Annotated in this window: 28 protein-coding genes (1 of these 28 running past the window's edge); 4 read left to right on the plus strand and 24 right to left on the minus strand. The window is 43.5% G+C overall.

The features are described 5' to 3' along the window. Positions 1 to 1,034: the 3' portion of a tRNA preQ1(34) S-adenosylmethionine ribosyltransferase-isomerase QueA gene (gene queA, locus NMG48_RS12160; protein ID WP_271251811.1), read on the plus strand. It extends 25 nt beyond the left edge of the window; 1,034 of the gene's 1,059 nt are visible here — the last part of the coding sequence; its start codon lies off the left edge, out of view; its stop codon occupies positions 1,032 to 1,034. Positions 1,035 to 1,063: 29 nt separating this feature from the next. On the opposite strand, the gene NMG48_RS12165 is transcribed toward queA, so the two are convergent. Both NMG48_RS12165 and NMG48_RS12170 read right to left on the minus strand, forming a co-directional pair. After that, entirely contained in the window at positions 1,064 to 1,873 is an 810-nt protein-coding gene (locus NMG48_RS12165) for a DALR anticodon-binding domain-containing protein (RefSeq protein WP_271251812.1), read from the minus strand. Positions 1,874 to 1,884: 11 nt separating this feature from the next. Then, positions 1,885 to 2,988, minus strand: a complete 1,104-nt coding sequence (locus NMG48_RS12170; protein WP_271251813.1) for a potassium channel family protein — start codon at positions 2,986 to 2,988, stop codon at positions 1,885 to 1,887. Between the two features lie 341 nt (positions 2,989 to 3,329). Between NMG48_RS12170 and NMG48_RS12175 the strand changes: the two genes are divergently transcribed. Together NMG48_RS12175 and rsmD are read left to right on the plus strand one after the other, a co-directional pair. Then, positions 3,330 to 3,872 (plus strand): hypothetical protein, encoded by a 543-nt coding sequence (locus NMG48_RS12175; protein WP_271251814.1) that lies wholly within the window; start codon positions 3,330 to 3,332, stop codon positions 3,870 to 3,872. 90 nt (positions 3,873 to 3,962) lie between these two features. Further along, complete coding sequence (rsmD, locus tag NMG48_RS12180) at positions 3,963 to 4,499, plus strand: 16S rRNA (guanine(966)-N(2))-methyltransferase RsmD (protein ID WP_271251815.1); 537 nt, start codon at positions 3,963 to 3,965, stop codon at positions 4,497 to 4,499. 6 nt (positions 4,500 to 4,505) lie between these two features. Here rsmD and NMG48_RS12185 read toward each other — a convergent pair whose 3' ends face one another. Continuing rightward, positions 4,506 to 5,048 (minus strand): hypothetical protein, encoded by a 543-nt coding sequence (locus tag NMG48_RS12185; RefSeq protein ID WP_271251816.1) that lies wholly within the window; start codon positions 5,046 to 5,048, stop codon positions 4,506 to 4,508. Between the two features lie 285 nt (positions 5,049 to 5,333). Here NMG48_RS12185 and NMG48_RS12190 point away from each other — a divergent pair, with 285 nt between their 5' ends. Continuing rightward, positions 5,334 to 5,948 carry a DedA family protein gene (locus tag NMG48_RS12190; RefSeq protein ID WP_345961260.1) on the plus strand — a complete coding sequence of 205 codons (615 nt, stop codon included), beginning with the start codon at positions 5,334 to 5,336 and terminating at the stop codon, positions 5,946 to 5,948. Positions 5,949 to 5,988: 40 nt separating this feature from the next. On the opposite strand, the gene infA is transcribed toward NMG48_RS12190, so the two are convergent. The 21 genes from infA to rplC all read right to left on the minus strand — a co-directional run bounded on the left by infA (position 5,989) and on the right by rplC (position 17,444). Then, positions 5,989 to 6,228 (minus strand): translation initiation factor IF-1, encoded by a 240-nt coding sequence (infA, locus tag NMG48_RS12195; protein ID WP_009625470.1) that lies wholly within the window; start codon positions 6,226 to 6,228, stop codon positions 5,989 to 5,991. Between the two features lie 81 nt (positions 6,229 to 6,309). Then, entirely contained in the window at positions 6,310 to 6,867 is a 558-nt protein-coding gene (locus tag NMG48_RS12200) for an adenylate kinase (RefSeq protein ID WP_271251818.1), read from the minus strand. Beyond that, the gene (secY, locus tag NMG48_RS12205; protein WP_126385423.1) at positions 6,867 to 8,207 is read right to left on the minus strand and encodes a preprotein translocase subunit SecY; all 1,341 of its coding nucleotides are present in this window, start codon (positions 8,205 to 8,207) and stop codon (positions 6,867 to 6,869) included. The genes NMG48_RS12200 and secY overlap by 1 nt, the downstream gene beginning before the upstream one ends. Before the next feature lie 182 nt (positions 8,208 to 8,389). After that, the gene (rplO, locus tag NMG48_RS12210; RefSeq protein WP_271251819.1) at positions 8,390 to 8,836 is read right to left on the minus strand and encodes a 50S ribosomal protein L15; all 447 of its coding nucleotides are present in this window, start codon (positions 8,834 to 8,836) and stop codon (positions 8,390 to 8,392) included. A 55-nt stretch (positions 8,837 to 8,891) separates the two neighbouring features. Then, positions 8,892 to 9,506, minus strand: coding sequence for a 30S ribosomal protein S5 (gene rpsE, locus NMG48_RS12215; protein WP_126385425.1), 615 nt, complete (start codon positions 9,504 to 9,506; stop codon positions 8,892 to 8,894). Between the two features lie 35 nt (positions 9,507 to 9,541). Next, positions 9,542 to 9,907, minus strand: a complete 366-nt coding sequence (gene rplR, locus NMG48_RS12220; RefSeq protein ID WP_271251820.1) for a 50S ribosomal protein L18 — start codon at positions 9,905 to 9,907, stop codon at positions 9,542 to 9,544. Between the two features lie 80 nt (positions 9,908 to 9,987). After that, positions 9,988 to 10,551, minus strand: a complete 564-nt coding sequence (gene rplF / locus NMG48_RS12225) for a 50S ribosomal protein L6 (RefSeq protein WP_126385427.1) — start codon at positions 10,549 to 10,551, stop codon at positions 9,988 to 9,990. 48 nt (positions 10,552 to 10,599) lie between these two features. Then, positions 10,600 to 11,001, minus strand: coding sequence for a 30S ribosomal protein S8 (rpsH, locus tag NMG48_RS12230; RefSeq protein ID WP_126385428.1), 402 nt, complete (start codon positions 10,999 to 11,001; stop codon positions 10,600 to 10,602). Between the two features lie 23 nt (positions 11,002 to 11,024). Next, complete coding sequence (gene rplE / locus NMG48_RS12235; protein ID WP_271251821.1) at positions 11,025 to 11,570, minus strand: 50S ribosomal protein L5; 546 nt, start codon at positions 11,568 to 11,570, stop codon at positions 11,025 to 11,027. Positions 11,571 to 11,617: 47 nt separating this feature from the next. Continuing rightward, the gene (gene rplX / locus NMG48_RS12240) at positions 11,618 to 12,001 is read right to left on the minus strand and encodes a 50S ribosomal protein L24 (protein ID WP_271251822.1); all 384 of its coding nucleotides are present in this window, start codon (positions 11,999 to 12,001) and stop codon (positions 11,618 to 11,620) included. Next, a complete protein-coding gene (rplN, locus tag NMG48_RS12245; RefSeq protein WP_126385431.1) occupies positions 12,001 to 12,369 on the minus strand; it encodes a 50S ribosomal protein L14 in 369 nt (122 codons plus the stop codon). The genes rplX and rplN overlap by 1 nt, the downstream gene beginning before the upstream one ends. A 3-nt stretch (positions 12,370 to 12,372) precedes the next feature. After that, entirely contained in the window at positions 12,373 to 12,624 is a 252-nt protein-coding gene (gene rpsQ / locus NMG48_RS12250) for a 30S ribosomal protein S17 (protein ID WP_094530969.1), read from the minus strand. Positions 12,625 to 12,682: 58 nt separating this feature from the next. Next, the gene (rpmC, locus tag NMG48_RS12255; RefSeq protein WP_126385432.1) at positions 12,683 to 12,886 is read right to left on the minus strand and encodes a 50S ribosomal protein L29; all 204 of its coding nucleotides are present in this window, start codon (positions 12,884 to 12,886) and stop codon (positions 12,683 to 12,685) included. Between the two features lie 4 nt (positions 12,887 to 12,890). Next, positions 12,891 to 13,304: a 50S ribosomal protein L16 gene (rplP, locus tag NMG48_RS12260; protein WP_126385433.1), complete on the minus strand. Its 414-nt coding sequence runs from the start codon at positions 13,302 to 13,304 to the stop codon at positions 12,891 to 12,893. Positions 13,305 to 13,330: 26 nt separating this feature from the next. Continuing rightward, positions 13,331 to 14,077 carry a 30S ribosomal protein S3 gene (rpsC, locus tag NMG48_RS12265; RefSeq protein WP_126385434.1) on the minus strand — a complete coding sequence of 249 codons (747 nt, stop codon included), beginning with the start codon at positions 14,075 to 14,077 and terminating at the stop codon, positions 13,331 to 13,333. Positions 14,078 to 14,079: 2 nt separating this feature from the next. Next, positions 14,080 to 14,436 (minus strand): 50S ribosomal protein L22, encoded by a 357-nt coding sequence (gene rplV / locus NMG48_RS12270; protein WP_009625485.1) that lies wholly within the window; start codon positions 14,434 to 14,436, stop codon positions 14,080 to 14,082. Positions 14,437 to 14,454: 18 nt separating this feature from the next. Next, on the minus strand, positions 14,455 to 14,733 hold the full coding sequence (gene rpsS / locus NMG48_RS12275; protein WP_009625486.1) for a 30S ribosomal protein S19: 279 nt from the start codon (positions 14,731 to 14,733) through the stop codon (positions 14,455 to 14,457). A gap of 64 nt (positions 14,734 to 14,797) precedes the next feature. Beyond that, entirely contained in the window at positions 14,798 to 15,664 is an 867-nt protein-coding gene (gene rplB, locus NMG48_RS12280) for a 50S ribosomal protein L2 (protein ID WP_126385435.1), read from the minus strand. Between the two features lie 82 nt (positions 15,665 to 15,746). Further along, positions 15,747 to 16,061 carry a 50S ribosomal protein L23 gene (locus NMG48_RS12285; protein WP_126385436.1) on the minus strand — a complete coding sequence of 105 codons (315 nt, stop codon included), beginning with the start codon at positions 16,059 to 16,061 and terminating at the stop codon, positions 15,747 to 15,749. 28 nt (positions 16,062 to 16,089) lie between these two features. Continuing rightward, a complete protein-coding gene (rplD, locus tag NMG48_RS12290) occupies positions 16,090 to 16,761 on the minus strand; it encodes a 50S ribosomal protein L4 (RefSeq protein ID WP_126385437.1) in 672 nt (223 codons plus the stop codon). A gap of 41 nt (positions 16,762 to 16,802) precedes the next feature. Then, complete coding sequence (gene rplC, locus NMG48_RS12295; RefSeq protein WP_126385438.1) at positions 16,803 to 17,444, minus strand: 50S ribosomal protein L3; 642 nt, start codon at positions 17,442 to 17,444, stop codon at positions 16,803 to 16,805. Between the last annotated feature and the right edge of the window lie 431 nt (positions 17,445 to 17,875).

Genomic DNA, 17,875 nt, shown 5'->3' on the forward strand with positions numbered 1-17,875 from the left:
TTGAGCCTGACTATTCGTTAAGTGCATATGACTATGAGTTACCTAGTGATCGCATTGCTCAAGATCCAGTTACACCGAGGGATACGTCGCGATTGTTGGTAATTGGTCAAAATCGCGAATTACAGCATTGTCACTTTTACGATTTGCCCAAGTTCTTGGAGGCTGGTGACTTATTAGTTTTTAATAACACCAAGGTTATTCCTGCCAGAATGTATGGGCATAAAATATCGGGCGTTCCTGTAGAAATTTTGTTGATGGAGCCAATTGGTCATGATCGATGGCTAGCTTTGGTTAAACCTGGTAAGCGTTTACCAATTGGTAGCACGATTATATTTGCTGAGAATGTCAAGGCAACTGTTGAAGGGATTGAAACAACGACAAGGGCAAGGGAGTTACAATTTCATATCCCTGATGGAGCTGATCTAGACAAGATTATTGATCAGCTAGGTAAGATTCCTCTGCCTCCCTATGTCACGGATTCCCATACGGAGTCTGACCGTTATCAAACTATCTATGCAGAGGTGTCAGGGGCGATCGCAGCACCAACTGCGGGCTTACATTTTACAGATCAGTTATTTGAGAGATTACAGGATAAAGGCATTGACAAAGCTTTTGTAACTTTGCATGTGGGGATTGGAACATTTCGACCTGTAGAGACTGAGGATATTACGCAGCATGTGATGCATAACGAGTGGTGTGAAGTGTCTGAGGAGACTATATCTAAAATCAAAGAAACTAAAATGCGTGGTGGGCGTGTGATTGGCGTGGGTAGTACGGTGGCTCGCTCTCTAGAAAGTTCAAACTTTAAAGCATTTAAGGGGAAAACTAATTTGATGATTTACCCAGGATATGAATGGAAAGTATTAGATGGAATGGTTACGAATTTTCATTTGCCGAAGTCAACTTTATTGATGATGGTATCTTCGTTTTTAGGTAAGGATGGACGCGAATTTTTAATGTCTGTATATCAAGAAGCGATCGCCAAGGAGTATCGGTTTTATTCTTTTGGTGATGCTATGTTGATATTTAAATGAATTTAGGCAATTTGCTCCAAAATTGGTTGTTATAAATACATGTAGTAATTAATTTCAGATGGGGCGATTGCTAGCATTAATTTTTGTGTGATTCGGACTAGGGATAATCGTTTTAAGGCTATTTCGCGATTGACTCCAAAAATTTGGCATTGATCATAAAATTCCAAAAAGGATAGTGCTAGCGATCGCGATAATTTAGAACGAAATTTAGGAGTAATTGGTACAAGGGAAATTTTATTGTCTAAATCTAGAAATTCAACGATCGCGAGATTCTGCATATATAAACTAATCTCATGGGGGTCTGTGAACCTTTGATTTGGAGTTGTAGGGCTATTAATAATTTCTGATTGATATTCATAGGGAATCAAATTTTCTCTATATGCCAATCTAATTAAGGCGCAGCAACGGGCATAGGCATATTGTTGTATTGGTTCAGGAAGTTTTGAGTCGTTCATTGCTATATGGCTCTTGACCCAGAACCCCTGAAAATATTCAATGCCTTCGATTAGGAAATCTTCCAGAATTTTTATATTTGACAACATATATTGCTCACTTAAGCAAATATTCAGCCAACCTTTGCCAAAGACTTTGATCTGCCATTGCGCTGCTATTTGTGGATTTTGCGAACATTTTTTGACGATCGCTTCGGCAATGTGCAAGGAATCGACGCTCAATTTGTTAGAGATTGCTAAGGCAATTGGCGATGTGTAATGGGCATCATATTTGGGATAGCAAATATTGATTGGTATTTCGCTAGGGGTAAGCGAAGTTTGGAATGCTAAATAAATGCTATTGGAGATCTCAGTTTGGATATTGAGGGATGGAGAGATAAATTTCACGTCTATATAGTCTATTTAGTGCGTGGCAACCTGAGAATATTTTGCTCGTGGTGGAGAGGACTAAGAATCTGATTGAGTGCTCGGAGTTGTTCAGGGGTTCCCATCGAAATTAGTACATCGCCTTGCAAAATCTCAGTGTTACCATCTGGCCCTGCGATGATATCCCCATCGGCGCGACGAATTGCTAAGACCAATGCCCCCGTTTGCGATCGCAGGCTGGCTTTCTTGAGAGACATACCCACATAACTCGGTTCATCAATGCGATATTCCTCAATATAAAATGAGCGATTTGAACCTGCAATAATTCCATCTACAAAATCCATTACTTGTGGGCGTAAAGCCACTGCTGCCATCCGTTTACCGCCTGTAATATAGGGGGAAATTACTTCGTCTGCCCCACCACGGCGTAACTTTTTCATAGACTCTTCGGTACTTGCCCTTGCGATCGCTCTGATCTCAGGGTTTAAGGTTTTTGCCGATAACACGGTGTAGAGATTTTCAGCATCCGAAGGTAAAGCTGCCACAATGCAAATAGCTCGTTCAATTCCTGCTAGCAATAAAGTGTTATCGAGAGCAGCATCGCCTTGTAGAGCTGGATATCCTGCTTGCTCAGCCTGATCGATCGCTATAGGGTCGCTATCAATGACTACAAATGAAATTTCTCCCTCAGCTGCAAATTCGGCTGTGACCTGTCGCCCCGTTCGTCCAAAGCCACAAACTATGTAATGTTTGTCTAGTGATTCCATGATTCTTTTCTGCCGCCTTGCCTGAAAAATATTATAGATATGACCATTGGCGATCGCGGTTGTAAACTGAGCCGCAATGTAACTAATACTAATCACCCCCATTATGATTAAAGCAAGTGTAAATATTCGTCCTTCAGTATGGAGGGGATTCGTTTCTCCATAACCAATGGTTGCAAGGGTAATGATTGTCATGTAGAGGGCATCAAACCAGCTCCAGCCTTCGAGTAGGTGATAGCCCAATGTTCCAACTACTACTAGCCCAACTAAAATCCCAATATTAGTAAGTAAAGTACGCTGATATTGTAATAACTCACGCTGTAAAACAATTGGTTGTAACTGTTGGTAGTTAAGAGAACTTTTAGGAAGCATATATATCTGTACTGTAGCCTGTAAGTAATTTAACTAAGAACGCAATTAAAAAAAATGTTAAGCTGCTTATAGCAATCCTAATTGGGCTTAGAATCACTTCTACTAAAACTGCCTATTACTTTGATTTAGTTCATTTGGACTGTCTAGCTAAGTTCATTCTTCCTTTGAGCAATTTTCAAATAAACACAAGATTATTTGAAAATTACCAACTGACTCTATTTAGAGAATTTGGGGTTTCGATTTGTTATGTTCAAATTAGAAATCGCTATGGTTAGGAGGAAGCGTTGTAGCATAAGTCTGAATACTTAGTCCCTATAGATGCTGTCACTCAAGAGACAAGTATGACATCAGAGCCACCTTCAGACATTACACAAGCTAATCGTGTTGTTACTTCTCCTTATCGTTCTGCCGTCGATATTAATGACGATAATTTAGAGAAGTTTCACACTTGGACTGGATATAACACTCATACCGATATGAGTAGCAACACGAAATTCCAAATGCGAGATTTTCATATTGATTTAGGTATGGCAGTTATTGGGTTTGGTGTGTTGTGCGGATGGGAACTGCGATCGCGAAAAATTGATTTTAAGGGTAAAACCCATATTATTTATGAATTAAGGGGCGATACTGATCCGCAAGCTGTGCCAATGTTGCGTCAGAATTGTAGTGATGAAATGGCAACATTTTTGCATAGCCGCTTAATTAGAACTTTAGACTTTTTGCGTTCCTGTTCAAAATTCTCTGGGATTCCCCATGTCCATATCATATCGATCCGCAATCACTATGTTATGAGTGCGGTATGGCGACCATATCAAAATAAAATTTGGATGATCCCCATTGATCAAATTGAGGGTTTATCTTTTTCTAATCATTTAATCTAGATTTTGTAGGACACAGCGCTTGTTACTGTGTGCTACATCATAAACTTTTTATTTCAATCTCATTATTTCAATCTCAAAAAGCTTACTTAAGTGTCTATTCGCATTAAAGGCGATCGCGCGATCAAAACACCAACGGGTTTATCTACGCGCCCAACGCCAAGTAAGGTGAGGGCGGCGGTTTTTAATATTCTTCAAAACCATATTAACGGTGCAAATTGGTTAGATATTTGTGCTGGTTCAGGGGCGATGGGGGCAGAGGCTCTAGTTCGTGGTGCTAATCAGGTTGTGGGGATTGAACTATCGGCGATCGCTTGTCGAATTGTGAATGAAAATTGGCAAAAAGTTGCGAAACCCCATCAAGCTTTTCAAGTGATTAAAGGTGATGCTGTGAAAGTTTTGCCAAAATTACAGCCTAAATTTTTTGACTTAGTTTATTTTGATCCGCCCTACCAAAGCGATTTATATCAACCTGTACTCCAAACTTTGCCACCATTGCTTGCTGAGGATGCGATTGTGATTGCCGAATGCGATCGCTTACGTCCGCTTCCTGATGTGATTAGCGATTTGGTTTGTAGTGATCGTCGCCAGTATGGACAAACTTCTTTAGTTTTTTACCGATTGACGTAAGGAACCTCAATCGATATATGAGCCACGATATTTCATTCTTTCTTTGGGCTTTGCCGATTTTTGGATTGGTTGATCTGTTGAGAGGGAGTCCTTTGACGTAGTTGAGGAAGTATCGCTATTAGTAATGATTGCGCCTCGATATTTAATAACAGGTGGTGCGCTATTATCACTCTGGTTATTACTTTGGTTAGTTGCTTGTTTAGGTGCTAAATCTTCAGGCTTGTATTGAATGCCTCTGTATTGCATCGTTTCTAAATCTTTATTAATGATCGCATTAGGCTCATTTGTATCAGAGTCTATATCCTTATTAACCCGTGAAGTTTCATCGCGAAACCTTGATGCTGGTGGGGTGTAGATTTTGCCCAAAGCCTTGAAGCATAGGTAAGGAAATACAACAGCGATCGCCAAAATCACAAACAGTGTATTTATGTTGGTGATCGTATGAGAAACGATATCTACATGGTTTTCTGAAGCCCATATCGAAGTCACAGAATAAATCGTGACAGCGGCAGCGATTTGCAAAGTGCGATAGATTGAGGACTTTTTCATGCTGAATTTAATAACCGCTATACTCTACTAGGATATCGGTTATCTATGGTAGCGATCGCCATATTAGCTACGATTTTCAGACATCGTCATATATACCGATGCAAAAAGTGTTAACACTATGTTTTGAATCTAAAAACCTTACGGGGTTTATTTTTAATTTCATGAGATATATAAGGATGTGCAGAAAAATAAGGCAAAGATTTTTTGTGGTGCAGCAAAGCTACACCACAAAAAATCTTTGCCTTACCTCATGAAATTGTTGTCATTCGTAATTTGGTAAACATAATGCAGGAATGGATTACAAACACAATGAATTCCCTAGGCTATCTAGGGATCGGACTACTGATGTTTTTAGAAAATCTATTTCCGCCAATTCCCTCAGAGTTGATTATGCCCCTTGCGGGCTATACTGCGACTTTGCCGAATAGCCAAATTCAAGTACTGCCTGCGATCGCTGTAGGCGTAATTGGGACGATTGTGGGAGCGATCCCTTGGTACTATGCTGGCTTGCTGTTGGGGCAACAGCGTCTGCAACTTTTGGCAGAACGTTATGGTAAGTGGATTGGGATTTCTAGTGAAGACATCGGAAAATCAGTACGGTGGTTTCAAAAGCATGGTGCAAAAGCAGTCCTTTTGGGTCGCCTTGTCCCTGGAATTCGGACATTGATTTCGATTCCCGCAGGGATTAGCAAAATGCCAATAATTCCCTTCTTTTTCTACTCGACTATTGGCACAATTGGTTGGGTATCTCTACTAACCTATGCAGGTTACTTTTTAGGGAAAAATTATGCACTAGTCGAAAAATACATAGATTTAATTAGCAAAATAGTTGTTGTTGGTCTTCTAGTTGCGATCGCCTCATTTATTGGCTATCGGCTCTATAAGCGATCGCGTCCATAAAAAATAAAAGCCCTCTAGAGGGCTTTTATTTTTTGAGTTTCTACTTTTTGCCGCCGCCTTGGTTCTTGAGGCGGTAAGTAATGCGTCCTTTAGTGAGGTCATAGGGTGTTAGCTCCACCTTAACGCGATCGCCTGGCAAAATCTTAATGTAGTTACGACGAATCTTACCCGAAATATGAGCAAGTACATTAAAGCCATTATCGAGGGCAACTCGAAACATAGCATTAGGAAGTGACTCAGTTACCGTCCCTTCCATTTCAATAGCATCTTCTTTTGACAAATAAACTCTCCAAAATTCAGTATAAGTTCTATATATTGCGATAATTTTATGAAGCTTAGCTCCATAAAATTATCAGACTGCCTATGCAAGGAATTGTTTGATTGTTTCAGTTACTTCTGGCATCGACGGTGTGCCATCAATCTGCTTAACCTTATGACCATAAAATTCTAGCAGAGGTCTTGTTTTGGCATTGTATTCCTCCAATCGATTCTTGATTACATCTTCAGTGTCATCAGCACGTCCTTGATCAATTGCCCTTGCTTTGAGGCGATCGATCAAAAACTGATCTGGTACATCGAGATTAATCACGGAATCGTAGGGTTGATTCAATTCTGCTAGTAAAACATCTAAGGCTTCAGCTTGGGCAACTGTGCGTGGAAATCCGTCGAGAATCCAACCAGATTGAGTGTCAGGTTGTCTCAAGCGCGACTCGATCACTTCAATTACTACAGCATCAGGAACTAGTCTGCCAGAGTCACTATAGGACTTAACCTTTAGCCCTAACTCCGTACCTTGCTTAATTTCAGCTCGAAAAATATCACCAGGTGCAATTTTGGGTACTTGCCATTCAGTAGCCAAAATTTCGCCTTGTGTACCCTTACCAGCCCCAGGGGGACCCATCAAAATCACTCTAGGCATTATTGTTTAACCATACCTTCATAACGTTGAGAAATTACATATGTTTGAATTTGTTTTGAAGTTTCGATCGCCACACCAACCAAAATCAGTAAAGAAGTTGCACCAATACCACTAAAGGTAGATACACCAGTTGCCTTTTCCAAGGCACTAGGAATAATGGCAATTCCACATAGGAATATCGAACCGAGTAGGGTTAGTCGGTTTAAAACACCACTGATGTAATCAGAAGTTGCTTTACCTGGACGTACTGTCGGAATGCTGCTACCCATTTTCTTGAGGTTTTGCGATAACTCAATCGGATTCAACACAAGTGTCGAATAGAAGAAACTAAAGCCCAAAATCAGTAGCATATACACGGGAATGTGACCCGCACCGCTAGGAGAAATCCAAGTGGCGATCGATACAAATACTTCGTTATTAATACTTTGGCTTAAATAGGCAGGCAAGATCATCACCGATGAAGCAAAGATGATAGGCATAACCCCGCCTTGGTTTAAGCGCAAGGGTAAATAAGATGCTTGTTCCCGATAGAGCTTGCGTCCCACTTGACGACGTGCTGAGATAATCGGAATCCGTCTTGTCCCTTCTTGCACAAATACAATGCCAATGATCATGATCAAGAAGATCACTAGCAATAAGATTACTCCGCCAACTCGCGAACTATCTTTTTGAGCAAGAGAGATCGTATCCCCCAAGGACTTTGGTAGGTTAGCGACAATACTAATAAAGATAAGTAAGGATGCGCCGTTACCAACGCCTTTCTCAGTAATTAGCTCACCTGCCCACATCACAAACATAGAACCTGCCGCTAAAGCAACAGTTGTCTGAAAAATGAAGCTAGAGAAAATTACCCTACCATCACCAATCGTGAGCCAATTGGAACTGACCTCTGATAGTACCCCTGAGTTTTGTACCCAGACTCCTAAACCCCAACTTTGAATGATCGCCCAGACAAAGGCAACATAGCGAGTATATTGAGAAATCTTTCTTCTACCAGCTTCACCTTCGTTTTTTTGAAGATTTTCTAAGGTTGGTAATGCTGAAGTCATCAACTGCATGATGATTGAAGCATTAATAAATGGCAAAATGCCAAGGGCAAAAATACCAAGTAGTGACAAGCCACCACCTGAGAAAATATCTAAGAAATTAACTACAGCGTTATTTCTGACAATTTCTGTAAATCTTAGGCGATCTACTCCTGGTAATGGTAAATAAATGCCTAATCTAACTAATATCAAAACGCCCACAGTAACTAACAAACGTCCCCGCAATCCTGCGGCTTGAGCCATTTGTAAAAAAGTTTCTTGGGCTGTCGGAGTTTTGCCTTTGCTGACAACCATAACTAAACTTACCTCAAGGCTAATGGTCTATGGATTAGGGTAGGTGATGCTTTGCACTACCTACCCTAGCTATGAAATATATTGTAGTTCGATGATGAACAGTGCAATGTGTAGTTATCTCAAAACGAAAAAAGAGAAAATGTGGCGAAGTGTCTAGCACCTCGCCACATTTTCTCTTTTACTTACGCTGTAACTTCTACAGTCCCGCCAGCCGCTTCAATTTTTGCTTTAGCAGAGGCAGTAATTGAATGAGCGCGAACAGTTAGCGCTACACTAATTTCTCCTCTTCCTAATACGCGCAGTACACCATCATTTTGAGTAATAATTCCTGCATCCATTAAGGAATCAAGAGTTACGACAGTACCCTTAGGTAATCCACTTAATTGATCAAGATTTACAATTGTGAAATGCTTAGGATTTACAATTGTGAAGTGCTTAAGTTTGGGTACTCGTCTGTAAAGGGGGATTTGACCACCTTCAAATCCAGGTCTGGTGGGGCGACCTGAACGAGACTTTTGACCACGCATACCAAATCCACCGCTAGCACCTTGCCCTGCGGCAATACCACGTCCAATCCGACGTTTGCGATGCTGTGAGCCTTCTTGAGGCTGAAGATCGTCAATTCTCATAGTTTCTTCTCATTTATCATTTGGTGCAATAACGGCGCTACCCGCCGTCATTGCATTAATTAAATAGCTGCTCAAGGGTAATACCACGCGATCTGGCAACTTCACCAAAGGTACGCAATGTTGAAAGTGCGTTAATTGCTGCGCGAGCGTTGTTCAAGGGACTGCTGGAACCTAATTGCTTTGCCAAAATGTTTTTTACTCCAGCAAGTTCGAGGACGGTTCTTACTGCTCCACCAGCAATTACCCCAGTACCTGGAGATGCGGGACGGATAATGACTTTAGCGCCACCGCCAATACCATTGGTAGGATGAGGAATGGAGTTAGCTTTGGTCAGAGGTACGTCGATCGCGTGCTTTCTAGCATCGGCGACACCTTTTTTGACAGCGTTAATTACGTCGGCTGCTTTACCAACACCAACACCAACTTGTCCTTTCTCATTACCGACGACCACGATCGCACGGAAGCTGAGTTTTTTACCACCTTTAACTACCTTAGTTACACGGCGGATTTGGACAACACGTTCTTGCCATTCGGATTCTTTTTCGGTACGAGCGCGATCGTTTTTCTTACTATCACGCTTACCTTTACGTTTTTCATCGCGGTTATCGCCACTGTCGCCACCGCCACTGTCGCGACCACCACCTGGTCTTGATTCTCTATTCTTAGCCATATTTGTTTCTATCTACTGATTCACTGCTGGATACATTAGAATTCGAGACCTGCTTCGCGAGCAGCTTCAGCGAGAGCTTGGACTCTTCCATGATAGAGGTTACCACCGCGATCGAATACGACTTTGGTAATTCCCTTGGCGATCGCTCTTTCTGCAATCAATGCGCCGACCTTTGCCGATGCTTCAGAATTTGCTGTGGAACTAACAGCCCCACGAACGTCTGACTCGAGAGTAGATGCGGCAACAAGAGTATGTTGAGCTACATCATCAATCACTTGCGCCACAATGTGATTGTTAGAGCGATAAATGGATAAGCGAGGGCGTTCGGATGTGCCTGATAGCCCTTTACGAATGCGCTTATGGCGGCTTATGGTTGCTTGTCTACGACTACTAGCACTCATGTTTTTTATATAAGTAAAGATTAAGAAAATTAAGAAGATTAAATAAAGAAGCTAGAAGAGGCTCAAAAAGATTCTTAGTCTTACTTCTTACCAGTCTTACCAGCCTTACGTCTGACGAATTCACCGAAGTAGCGAATACCCTTACCTTTGTAAACTTCAGGTGGACGTACAGCACGAATTTTGGCAGCTAAGTTACCGACAACTTCTTTGTCGATACCTTCAACGACAATAAATGTTCCTTGAGGTACTTTCTTCCCAGAGGCATCTTCAACTGCAAGGGAAACTCCTGTAGGAGGCACAATATCAACGGTATGGCTATAGCCAACTGTCAATACTACATTGCTGCCATTAAGGTTGGCACGATAACCAACCCCTTGAATTTCTAATTTGCGCTGAAATCCAGTAGATACACCTTCAACCATGTTGGCGACGAGTGTACGGAAGAGACCATGCTGCTGACGAGCAGGTCGGGATTCATTAACGCGATTGACAATCAAGGTGTTTTCTTCTTGAAGCACTTCTACCGTATTCGGTAGTACACGCTTGAGTTCACCCTTAGGTCCTTTGACTGTCACCTCTTGCCCTGCGATGGAGACCGCAACTTTGGGAGGCAGAGGAATGGGACGTTTTCCAATACGAGACATATCTGTTTTCCTTTGCTTGTGTGTTATTCCTGAATTAACAGTTCTGAGTTACCAGATATAGCAAAGAACTTCACCGCCGACCCCTTGTTTGCGAGCTTCGCGATCGGTCAAGATGCCTTTGGAGGTGGAAATAATGGCGATGCCGATTCCACCTAATACACGGGGTAGTTCCTTAGAATTTGAGTAAACCCGTAAACCAGGTTTGCTAACGCGCTTGAGGCGCTTAATGATTGATTGACGGTTCTTGCCTTCATATTTGAGAGAAACTACTAAGCGTCGATCAATGTTTTCGCCAGTTTCTTCAAAGTCTGCAATAAAACCTTCTTGCTTTAATACTCGAGCGATGCTTAACGTCAATTTTGTTGCAGGAATTGCCGTTGTTTGATGTTTCGCAAGTGTGGCATTGCGAATACGTGTAAGCATGTCCGAGATGGTGTCGTTGGTAGCCATCCTTATCTCCTAATTCGATCTACTTATGATTCTCTAAAGGGCATACCGACTGCTTTCAGGAGCGCACGTCCTTCTTCGTCTGTTTTGGCAGTGGTAATGATGGAAATATCAAGCCCCCGAATTTGCTCAATACTGTCGTAGCTGATTTCGGGGAAGATAAGTTGCTCGCGAACACCGAGGGTATAGTTACCACGTCCATCAAAGCTCTTGGGGCTAACACCGCGAAAGTCACGGATGCGAGGTAATGAGAAGTTAATCAGACGATCCAAGAAGTTATTCATCTTGTCGCGACGCAGGGTTACTACGATCCCAACAGGCATTCCTTGACGCAGTTTAAAACCTGCGATCGCTTTTTTGGCTCTTGTCACTACAGGCTTCTGACCAGCGATCGTTGCGATTTCGGTTAAAGAAGCTTCTAGAGACTTAGCATTCTGGGCAGCTTCACCCAGACCGCGGTTGATTACCACCTTCTCAAATTTGGGAACTTGATGGATGTTTGTGTACTTGAACTGTTCCATCAGCTTAGGAACAGCTTGCTTGGCATAGACTTCGGTGAACGGTGTTAGCATTTTATCTTCCTCGATGAATTTTCCTGGGCTTGGTCAGGTTTCTAGAACTATTTCTTGTCAGTCTTGACAGAATCGATGATTTCGCCAGTTTTCTTGAGCATTCTCACCTTCTTGCCATCTTCTGTAAAGGTGAAGGCAGAACGACTAGCGGTCTTTTCCTTCTCTGAATACAACAAAACTTTAGAACTGTGAATGGGAAACTCGCGAGTGATGATTTGTCCAGACTCACCATCAGCTTGAGGCTTGACATGTTTAGTCTTGACATTGACACCCTCAACGATGATGGTGCTGTCTTTAGGGAAAACTTGGAGGACTTTGCCAACAGTTCCCTTAGAACTTCCTGAAATTACTTGTACTAGATCGTCTTTTCGGACATGGATCTTAAAAGACTTGCGATTTCCACGATATTCGGGCTTGGGTTTGAAGGGCATTACAGTACCTCTGGCGCTAAGGAGATAATTTTGGTGAAGTTTTTATCCCGCAACTCACGCGCAACAGGACCAAATACGCGCGTTCCTTTGGGGTTGCCGTCTTGGTTGATGATTACAGCAGCATTGTCGTCAAAACGAATTCTCATACCGCTTTCACGGTTGATTGATGCTTTGGTACGAACAATTACGGCGCGGACAACATCAGATTTTTTAACTGGCATATTAGGCGCAGCGTCTTTAACAGTGGCAATAATTACATCGCCAACTGCACCAAAGGCACGATTACCGCCTGCCAATACGCGGATACATAGGAGCTTTTTGGCTCCACTATTATCCGCAACGTTTAGATAAGACTCTTGTTGAATCATGGCTTATGCTTCCGAGCTAGATGAGAGAATCTCTACAACTTCCCATCGCTTTGTACGGCTGAGGGGACGGGTTTCCCGAATTTTGACGCGATCGCCTTCACGGGTTTTATCTTCTTCATCGTGGGCTTTAAACTTAGTCGTTTTGACCACGATTTTTCCATATTTGGGGTGAGAAGTACGGTTTTCGACCGCTACAACTACCGTTTTCTGCATTTTATCGCTGACGACAACGCCAACTTTCTCTTTTACTGCCATTGCTAGTTCCTATGTCTTTAAATCTTAAGTTTTTAAAAGGTGCTTTTGAATAGCTCTCTTAAGCTCTGGACTGGCGTTCACGCTCGACAGTCAGCAGTTGTGACAAACGATGCTTTGCGTGCTTGAACTGATGGGGTTGTACAGGCTGTCTAGTTGCCTGCTTGAAGCGCAGATCAAATAGATCTCTCTTGACGGTCAAGATTTGCGCTTGTAACTCATCATCAGATAGCTCTCTAGTTTCTTGGACTTTTGGGAGTGCCATATCTTTACTCCTTCTCACGGATAACAAATCTGGTTTTGATTGGCATCTTGGCTGCGGCCAAACGAATTGCCTCTCTTGCGGTCTCTTCAGCAACACCTGCGACCTCAAACATGATGCGGCCAGGTTTGACTACTGATACCCAAAACTCTGGAGCACCTTTACCAGAACCCATACGGGTTTCAGCAGGACGCATAGTTACAGGCTTGTCTGGGAAAATACGAATCCAAATCTTGCCACCGCGACGGATGTAGCGGTTCATGGCACGACGGGCGGCTTCGATTTGGCGAGAAGTAATCCAAGAAGGCTCTAGAGCCTGCATGGCGTAATCACCAAAGTTGATTTCAGCTCCTCTGGTAGCGGGACCCGCCATCCGACCGCGTTGCTGCTTACGAAATTTTGTACGTTTAGGACTTAACATGGTTCAAAACTCTAGATGACAGAAGTTTATCCTTCAGCGCTAGAACGATCCTCAAATTGGGGACGACGTTGCTGGCGACGACGGGGTTGAGCGGCTGGAGCAGGAGCTTCTTCGCCTTCGATAATTTCGCCTTTAAAGATCCAGACTTTGATGCCAATGACACCATAAATAGTTCTGGATGTTTTATAGCTGTAGTCAATGTCAGCACGGAGGGTATGTAGAGGTACGCGACCTTCACGAACCCACTCAGTTCTCGCAATTTCAGCGCCGTTGAGACGACCACTGATCTGCACCTTAATACCTTCAATGCCTGCACGCTGCGCTCTTTGAATTGCTTGGCGAACGACACGACGGAAGGAAACACGACGTTCGATTTGTTGAGCAATGTATTCGGCAATCAGAGGTGCTTCTGCATCAACTCTGGTAACTTCGGTAACATTGATCCGAACTTGGCTGGTTCCTGTTTTTTTGAGGGAGCCGTCTTGTTCAAGGTACTTTACTAGACCGACACGCAATTGCTCGATACCAGCACCACCACGACCGACAACTACACCAGGACGAGCGGTACGGATTTCGAGATCAACTTGATCAGCCTTGCGGTCAATCAAAATCTCAGCGATACCTGCATTGCTCAAGGTCTTTTCAATATACTTACGGATCTTGTTGTCTTCTTCAGCCAAGACACCGTAGCGATTGACATCAGCATACCAACGAGAAAGGTGGGACTTGGTGATGCCGAGGCGTAACCCTGTTGGGTGAATCTTCTGACCCATACCTATTCTTCCTCCGATGGTTTGACGGTAATCGTAATATGACAAGTAGGCTTACGAATTTGGTAAGCACGACCTTGAGCGCGGGGACGGAAGCGCTTGAGGCTAGGTCCCATATCGGCGAAGGCTTGGTTAACTACTAGGGATGCGGGATCAAGTCCAGCGTTATGTTCAGCATTAGCTACGGCAGAACGCAATACCTTGGTGATTGGTTCGCAGGAGCGATAGGGCATGAACTCAAGAATCATTAATGCTTCACGGTAGCTACGACCACGGATTTGGTCGAGTACTCGGCGCACCTTGTGGGGTGACATCCGAATGTATTTAGCTACGGCAGGGATTTCGTTTTGGGCAAGGATCATTTTTATCTACCTGTCTACCTATCTCTTGGCCTTTTTGTCGCTCTTGGCATGACCGCGGAAGGTGCGAGTAGGGGCAAACTCACCGAGTTTGTGTCCTACCATTTGCTCCGTGACATATACAGGAACGTGCTGTTTTCCGTTATGGCAGGCAATGGTATGCCCGATCATTTGAGGAAGAATTGTGGAAGCGCGAGACCATGTTTTGACAACTTGCTTTTCGCCTTTGGCGTTGAGCTTTTCGATTTTGGTCAGTAAGTGATCGGCAACAAAGGGACCTTTTTTTAGCGATCGCGTCATAATTTGTATTCTCTAAATAAGTCTTTGCGCTAAGCAAATGCAAAGCAGTTGCTTAGCAAAAAAATTAAGCGTTACGTCCGCCCTTACCGCGCTTCGAGGACTTGCGACGGCGACGAACAATGAGGGCATCACTGAGTTTGCCCTTCTTGCGAGTCTTGTAACCCAAGGTTGGTTTACCCCAAGGCGTAACAGGACCACTACGTCCGATGGGGGCACAACCTTCACCACCACCATGGGGGTGATCGACGGGGTTCATGACCATACCACGAACTTTAGGACGACGGTTCAACCAACGACTACGACCTGCTTTACCAAGACTGGTGTTGCTATGATCGAGATTGCCAACTTGTCCGATAGTCGCGAAGCAATCCTTACGAATCAAGCGAACTTCACTGGAAGGAAGCTTAAGGGTAACGAAATCACCTTCTTTTGCTGCGATTTGAGCACCAGCACCAGCCGAACGCACAATTTGACCACCCTTTCCAGGTACCAGTTCAACGTTGTGAACAATTGTACCGAGAGGTATGTTTGCTAGAGGCATAGCGTTACCGATTTCAAAAGGAACGTTACTTGTCCCCGCTTGAATTTTGTTGCCAACGGCAATGCCCTTGGGAGCAAGAATATATCTTTTTTCGCCATCTTCATATTGCAATAGAGCAATACGAGAGGTGCGGTTAGGATCGTACTCGATCGCAATGACTTCAGCGATGATGTCACGTTTGTTGCGCTTAAAATCGATAATCCGATAAAGACGCTTGTGACCGCCGCCACGTCTACGGCTAGTAATTACACCACGGTTATTACGTCCACGCTTACGGTGGACATGGGTGGTTAAAGACTTTTCGGGTTCTGATTTGGTGATTTCCGCAAAGTCCGAGACAACGGTTTGTCTGGTACTAGCGGTATACGGTTTATATGCACGAACGCCCATAATTGTCTGATGTTGTTAAAGAACAGTTCTCTGGTTTTGTTTTCCTAGATAAAAATAGCCAAAGGCTATTTTTATGGGGAGGTTACACATCTGGGAACAAATCGATTTTGCTGCCTTCAGCGAGGGTGACGATCGCTCTTTTGATTTGAGCGCGTTTGCCTGCGAACTTACCAATCCGACGCGCCTGTGCGGGTGGGTTATGGGTATTCACTTTCTTAACCTTGACTGAGAACAAACTCTCAATTGCAGCTTTGATTTCAGGCTTAGTGGCATCATGCACAACATCAAAGGTGTACTTGTTGCTTTCTAATTGTCTGGTTGCCTTTTCATTGAGCAGAGGGCGACGAATGAGATCGGGCAAGCGACGGGGATCGAATTGGGTTGGGATCTTAGCCATGGTGTTTCTTTCTTCTACTTAGATTCCGTTATTCTGCATCTTCGACCGTAACGATCTCAGTTGCTAGCTTCGCATCGCCACCATACACTTCATGAATCTTGGCGATCGCCGAGCGCGTTGCCACAATTTTCTCAGCATTAACGATGTCGAAAATATTCAATTGATCAGCCGCAAGCAACTGCAAGTTACGAATATTGCGTGCAGACAAAACAATGTTTTCTTCTTTTTGATCAGTAATGACCAAAACCTTGCTACCAGCAACCACGCCCCAACGCTCAAGAGCTTGAGTGAGTTCCTTAGTCTTAGGCTGTACGAGATTTACGGCAAAATCTTCAACTACGATCAAATCTGCTGCGCGACCAGTGAATGCGGTGCGAAGAGCAAGACGACGCTCTTTGCGGTTCATCTTGGTATCGTAATCTCTAGGTTTTGGTCCAAAAATAGCACCACCACCACGGGTTAGAGGAGAACGAGTCGAACCTGCACGGGCGCGACCAGTCCCCTTTTGTCTGAAAGGCTTACGACCACCACCACGAACTTCGGCGCGGGTCTTGCTGCTGGCTGTACCTTGGCGGGCATTAGCGAGCTGTCTGACGAGGGCACGGTGTACTAGACCCTTTGCAGTTGCTTCTTTAGCAACACGCAATTCCAGATCTACCTCACCGACTTCCTTCCCTGTCCAATCTTTTACTATAGGCATAACTTAAACTCTCTCGATCTCACGAACAAACTACTTAGTTCTTACTTAGCCTTGCCGACAATTACGGTAGGAATGACATTAAGCAATGCACCAGCTTTACCAGGTACTGCTCCTTTAATTAGCAGCACGTTGTTCGCTGCATCGACCTTGACTATAGTTAGTTTCTTTACGGTGATTTGCTTACCGCCAAGACGACCAGCCATGCGCTTACCAGGATAAACACGACCAGGAGTTGTACCTGCACCTGTCGAACCAGGTTGTCTGTGGTTTTTAGAACCGTGAGCCATCGGACCGCGACCAAAGTTGTGGCGCTTTTGATAACCAGCGAAACCTTTACCAATGCTAGTTCCAATCACATCAACGATGTCGCCATCCTTGAACTGACTTACATCTAGGGTTTGTCCGATGGTGTAGTTGCTCACATCATCTAAACGATATTCACGTAGGTGCTTAACAGGTTCTGCACCTGACGCTTTCAAATGTCCTAACTCTGGTTTGGTGAGTAGCTTCTCGCGGGTCTTGCCATAACCAACTTGAATAGCTTTATAGCCTTCTTTGGTGTCAGTCTTGACTTGAGTTACGGTGATAGGACCTGCATGGACAACGGTTACAGGAACAGCGTTGCCATCCGAATCGAATACTTGGGTCATCCCAAGTTTTGTGCCGAGAATTCCGACAGTCATTAAAATTAGCTCCGCTTGCTTGTGGCTGCAAATTAAATAAGGTTTTTCTTGCAGATTTTTGACAGGCTCAAAAGAGATCGGTTTCGATCTTAAGAAGGATTGTTTTTGAAGACTGGTTAAGGGACTTCGAGACGACTTACAAAAGATGTCTAACCAAATTGTTAGACTTGAGAAACACAATCTCTTGGGTTGGTGATGGACAACTAAAAATTTTTGAGTATTCTTAGGTTGCTTATCCCAATGCGTGACTCAGACTTAAGAAAATGTAGTGTTAGCTTCTTTTTCTTAGTTTCTGTTTTTAGTCACGATTAACAATCCTAACTCTAAGCGAGATGTTTTGTCTATAGTTTCTTAAAGTTTTTTGAAAAACTACTATTACAGGGTCTATTAGCTCTTGCTCCTGAACAGATCCTCATCCTAAATACGATCGC

Origin of the sequence: Pseudanabaena sp. Chao 1811 (genome assembly GCF_027942295.1) — a bacterium.
Taxonomy (GTDB): domain Bacteria; phylum Cyanobacteriota; class Cyanobacteriia; order Pseudanabaenales; family Pseudanabaenaceae; genus Pseudanabaena.

Bases quoted from the DNA above. Each gene is read 5' to 3' on its own strand.
- rpsE (WP_126385425.1), bottom strand. From the start codon at position 9,506: ATGGCTAAGAATAGAGAATCAAGACCAGGTGGTGGTCGCGACAGTGGC.
- NMG48_RS12200 (WP_271251818.1), bottom strand. From the start codon at position 6,867: ATGCCTAGAGTGATTTTGATGGGTCCCCCTGGGGCTGGTAAGGGTACA.
- rplP (WP_126385433.1), bottom strand. From the start codon at position 13,304: ATGTTAAGTCCTAAACGTACAAAATTTCGTAAGCAGCAACGCGGTCGG.
- NMG48_RS12185 (WP_271251816.1), bottom strand. From the start codon at position 5,048: ATGAAAAAGTCCTCAATCTATCGCACTTTGCAAATCGCTGCCGCTGTC.
- rpsS (WP_009625486.1), bottom strand. From the start codon at position 14,733: ATGACGCGATCGCTAAAAAAAGGTCCCTTTGTTGCCGATCACTTACTG.
- rpsH (WP_126385428.1), bottom strand. From the start codon at position 11,001: ATGGCTACCAACGACACCATCTCGGACATGCTTACACGTATTCGCAAT.
- rplF (WP_126385427.1), bottom strand. From the start codon at position 10,551: ATGTCTCGTATTGGAAAACGTCCCATTCCTCTGCCTCCCAAAGTTGCG.
- rplN (WP_126385431.1), bottom strand. From the start codon at position 12,369: ATGATTCAACAAGAGTCTTATCTAAACGTTGCGGATAATAGTGGAGCC.
- secY (WP_126385423.1), bottom strand. From the start codon at position 8,207: ATGGTTGTCAGCAAAGGCAAAACTCCGACAGCCCAAGAAACTTTTTTA.
- rpsC (WP_126385434.1), bottom strand. From the start codon at position 14,077: ATGGGTCAGAAGATTCACCCAACAGGGTTACGCCTCGGCATCACCAAG.
- rplC (WP_126385438.1), bottom strand. From the start codon at position 17,444: ATGACTGTCGGAATTCTCGGCACAAAACTTGGGATGACCCAAGTATTC.
- rplO (WP_271251819.1), bottom strand. From the start codon at position 8,836: ATGAGAATTGACGATCTTCAGCCTCAAGAAGGCTCACAGCATCGCAAA.
- rpmC (WP_126385432.1), bottom strand. From the start codon at position 12,886: ATGGCACTCCCAAAAGTCCAAGAAACTAGAGAGCTATCTGATGATGAG.
- rplR (WP_271251820.1), bottom strand. From the start codon at position 9,907: ATGAGTGCTAGTAGTCGTAGACAAGCAACCATAAGCCGCCATAAGCGC.
- rplX (WP_271251822.1), bottom strand. From the start codon at position 12,001: ATGCCCTTCAAACCCAAGCCCGAATATCGTGGAAATCGCAAGTCTTTT.
- rplV (WP_009625485.1), bottom strand. From the start codon at position 14,436: ATGATCCTTGCCCAAAACGAAATCCCTGCCGTAGCTAAATACATTCGG.
- rplD (WP_126385437.1), bottom strand. From the start codon at position 16,761: ATGCCTATAGTAAAAGATTGGACAGGGAAGGAAGTCGGTGAGGTAGAT.
- NMG48_RS12175 (WP_271251814.1), top strand. From the start codon at position 3,330: ATGACATCAGAGCCACCTTCAGACATTACACAAGCTAATCGTGTTGTT.
- NMG48_RS12190 (WP_345961260.1), top strand. From the start codon at position 5,334: ATGCAGGAATGGATTACAAACACAATGAATTCCCTAGGCTATCTAGGG.
- rplB (WP_126385435.1), bottom strand. From the start codon at position 15,664: ATGGGCGTTCGTGCATATAAACCGTATACCGCTAGTACCAGACAAACC.
- NMG48_RS12285 (WP_126385436.1), bottom strand. From the start codon at position 16,061: ATGGCTAAGATCCCAACCCAATTCGATCCCCGTCGCTTGCCCGATCTC.
- rpsQ (WP_094530969.1), bottom strand. From the start codon at position 12,624: ATGGCAGTAAAAGAGAAAGTTGGCGTTGTCGTCAGCGATAAAATGCAG.
- NMG48_RS12170 (WP_271251813.1), bottom strand. From the start codon at position 2,988: ATGCTTCCTAAAAGTTCTCTTAACTACCAACAGTTACAACCAATTGTT.
- rplE (WP_271251821.1), bottom strand. From the start codon at position 11,570: ATGCTAACACCGTTCACCGAAGTCTATGCCAAGCAAGCTGTTCCTAAG.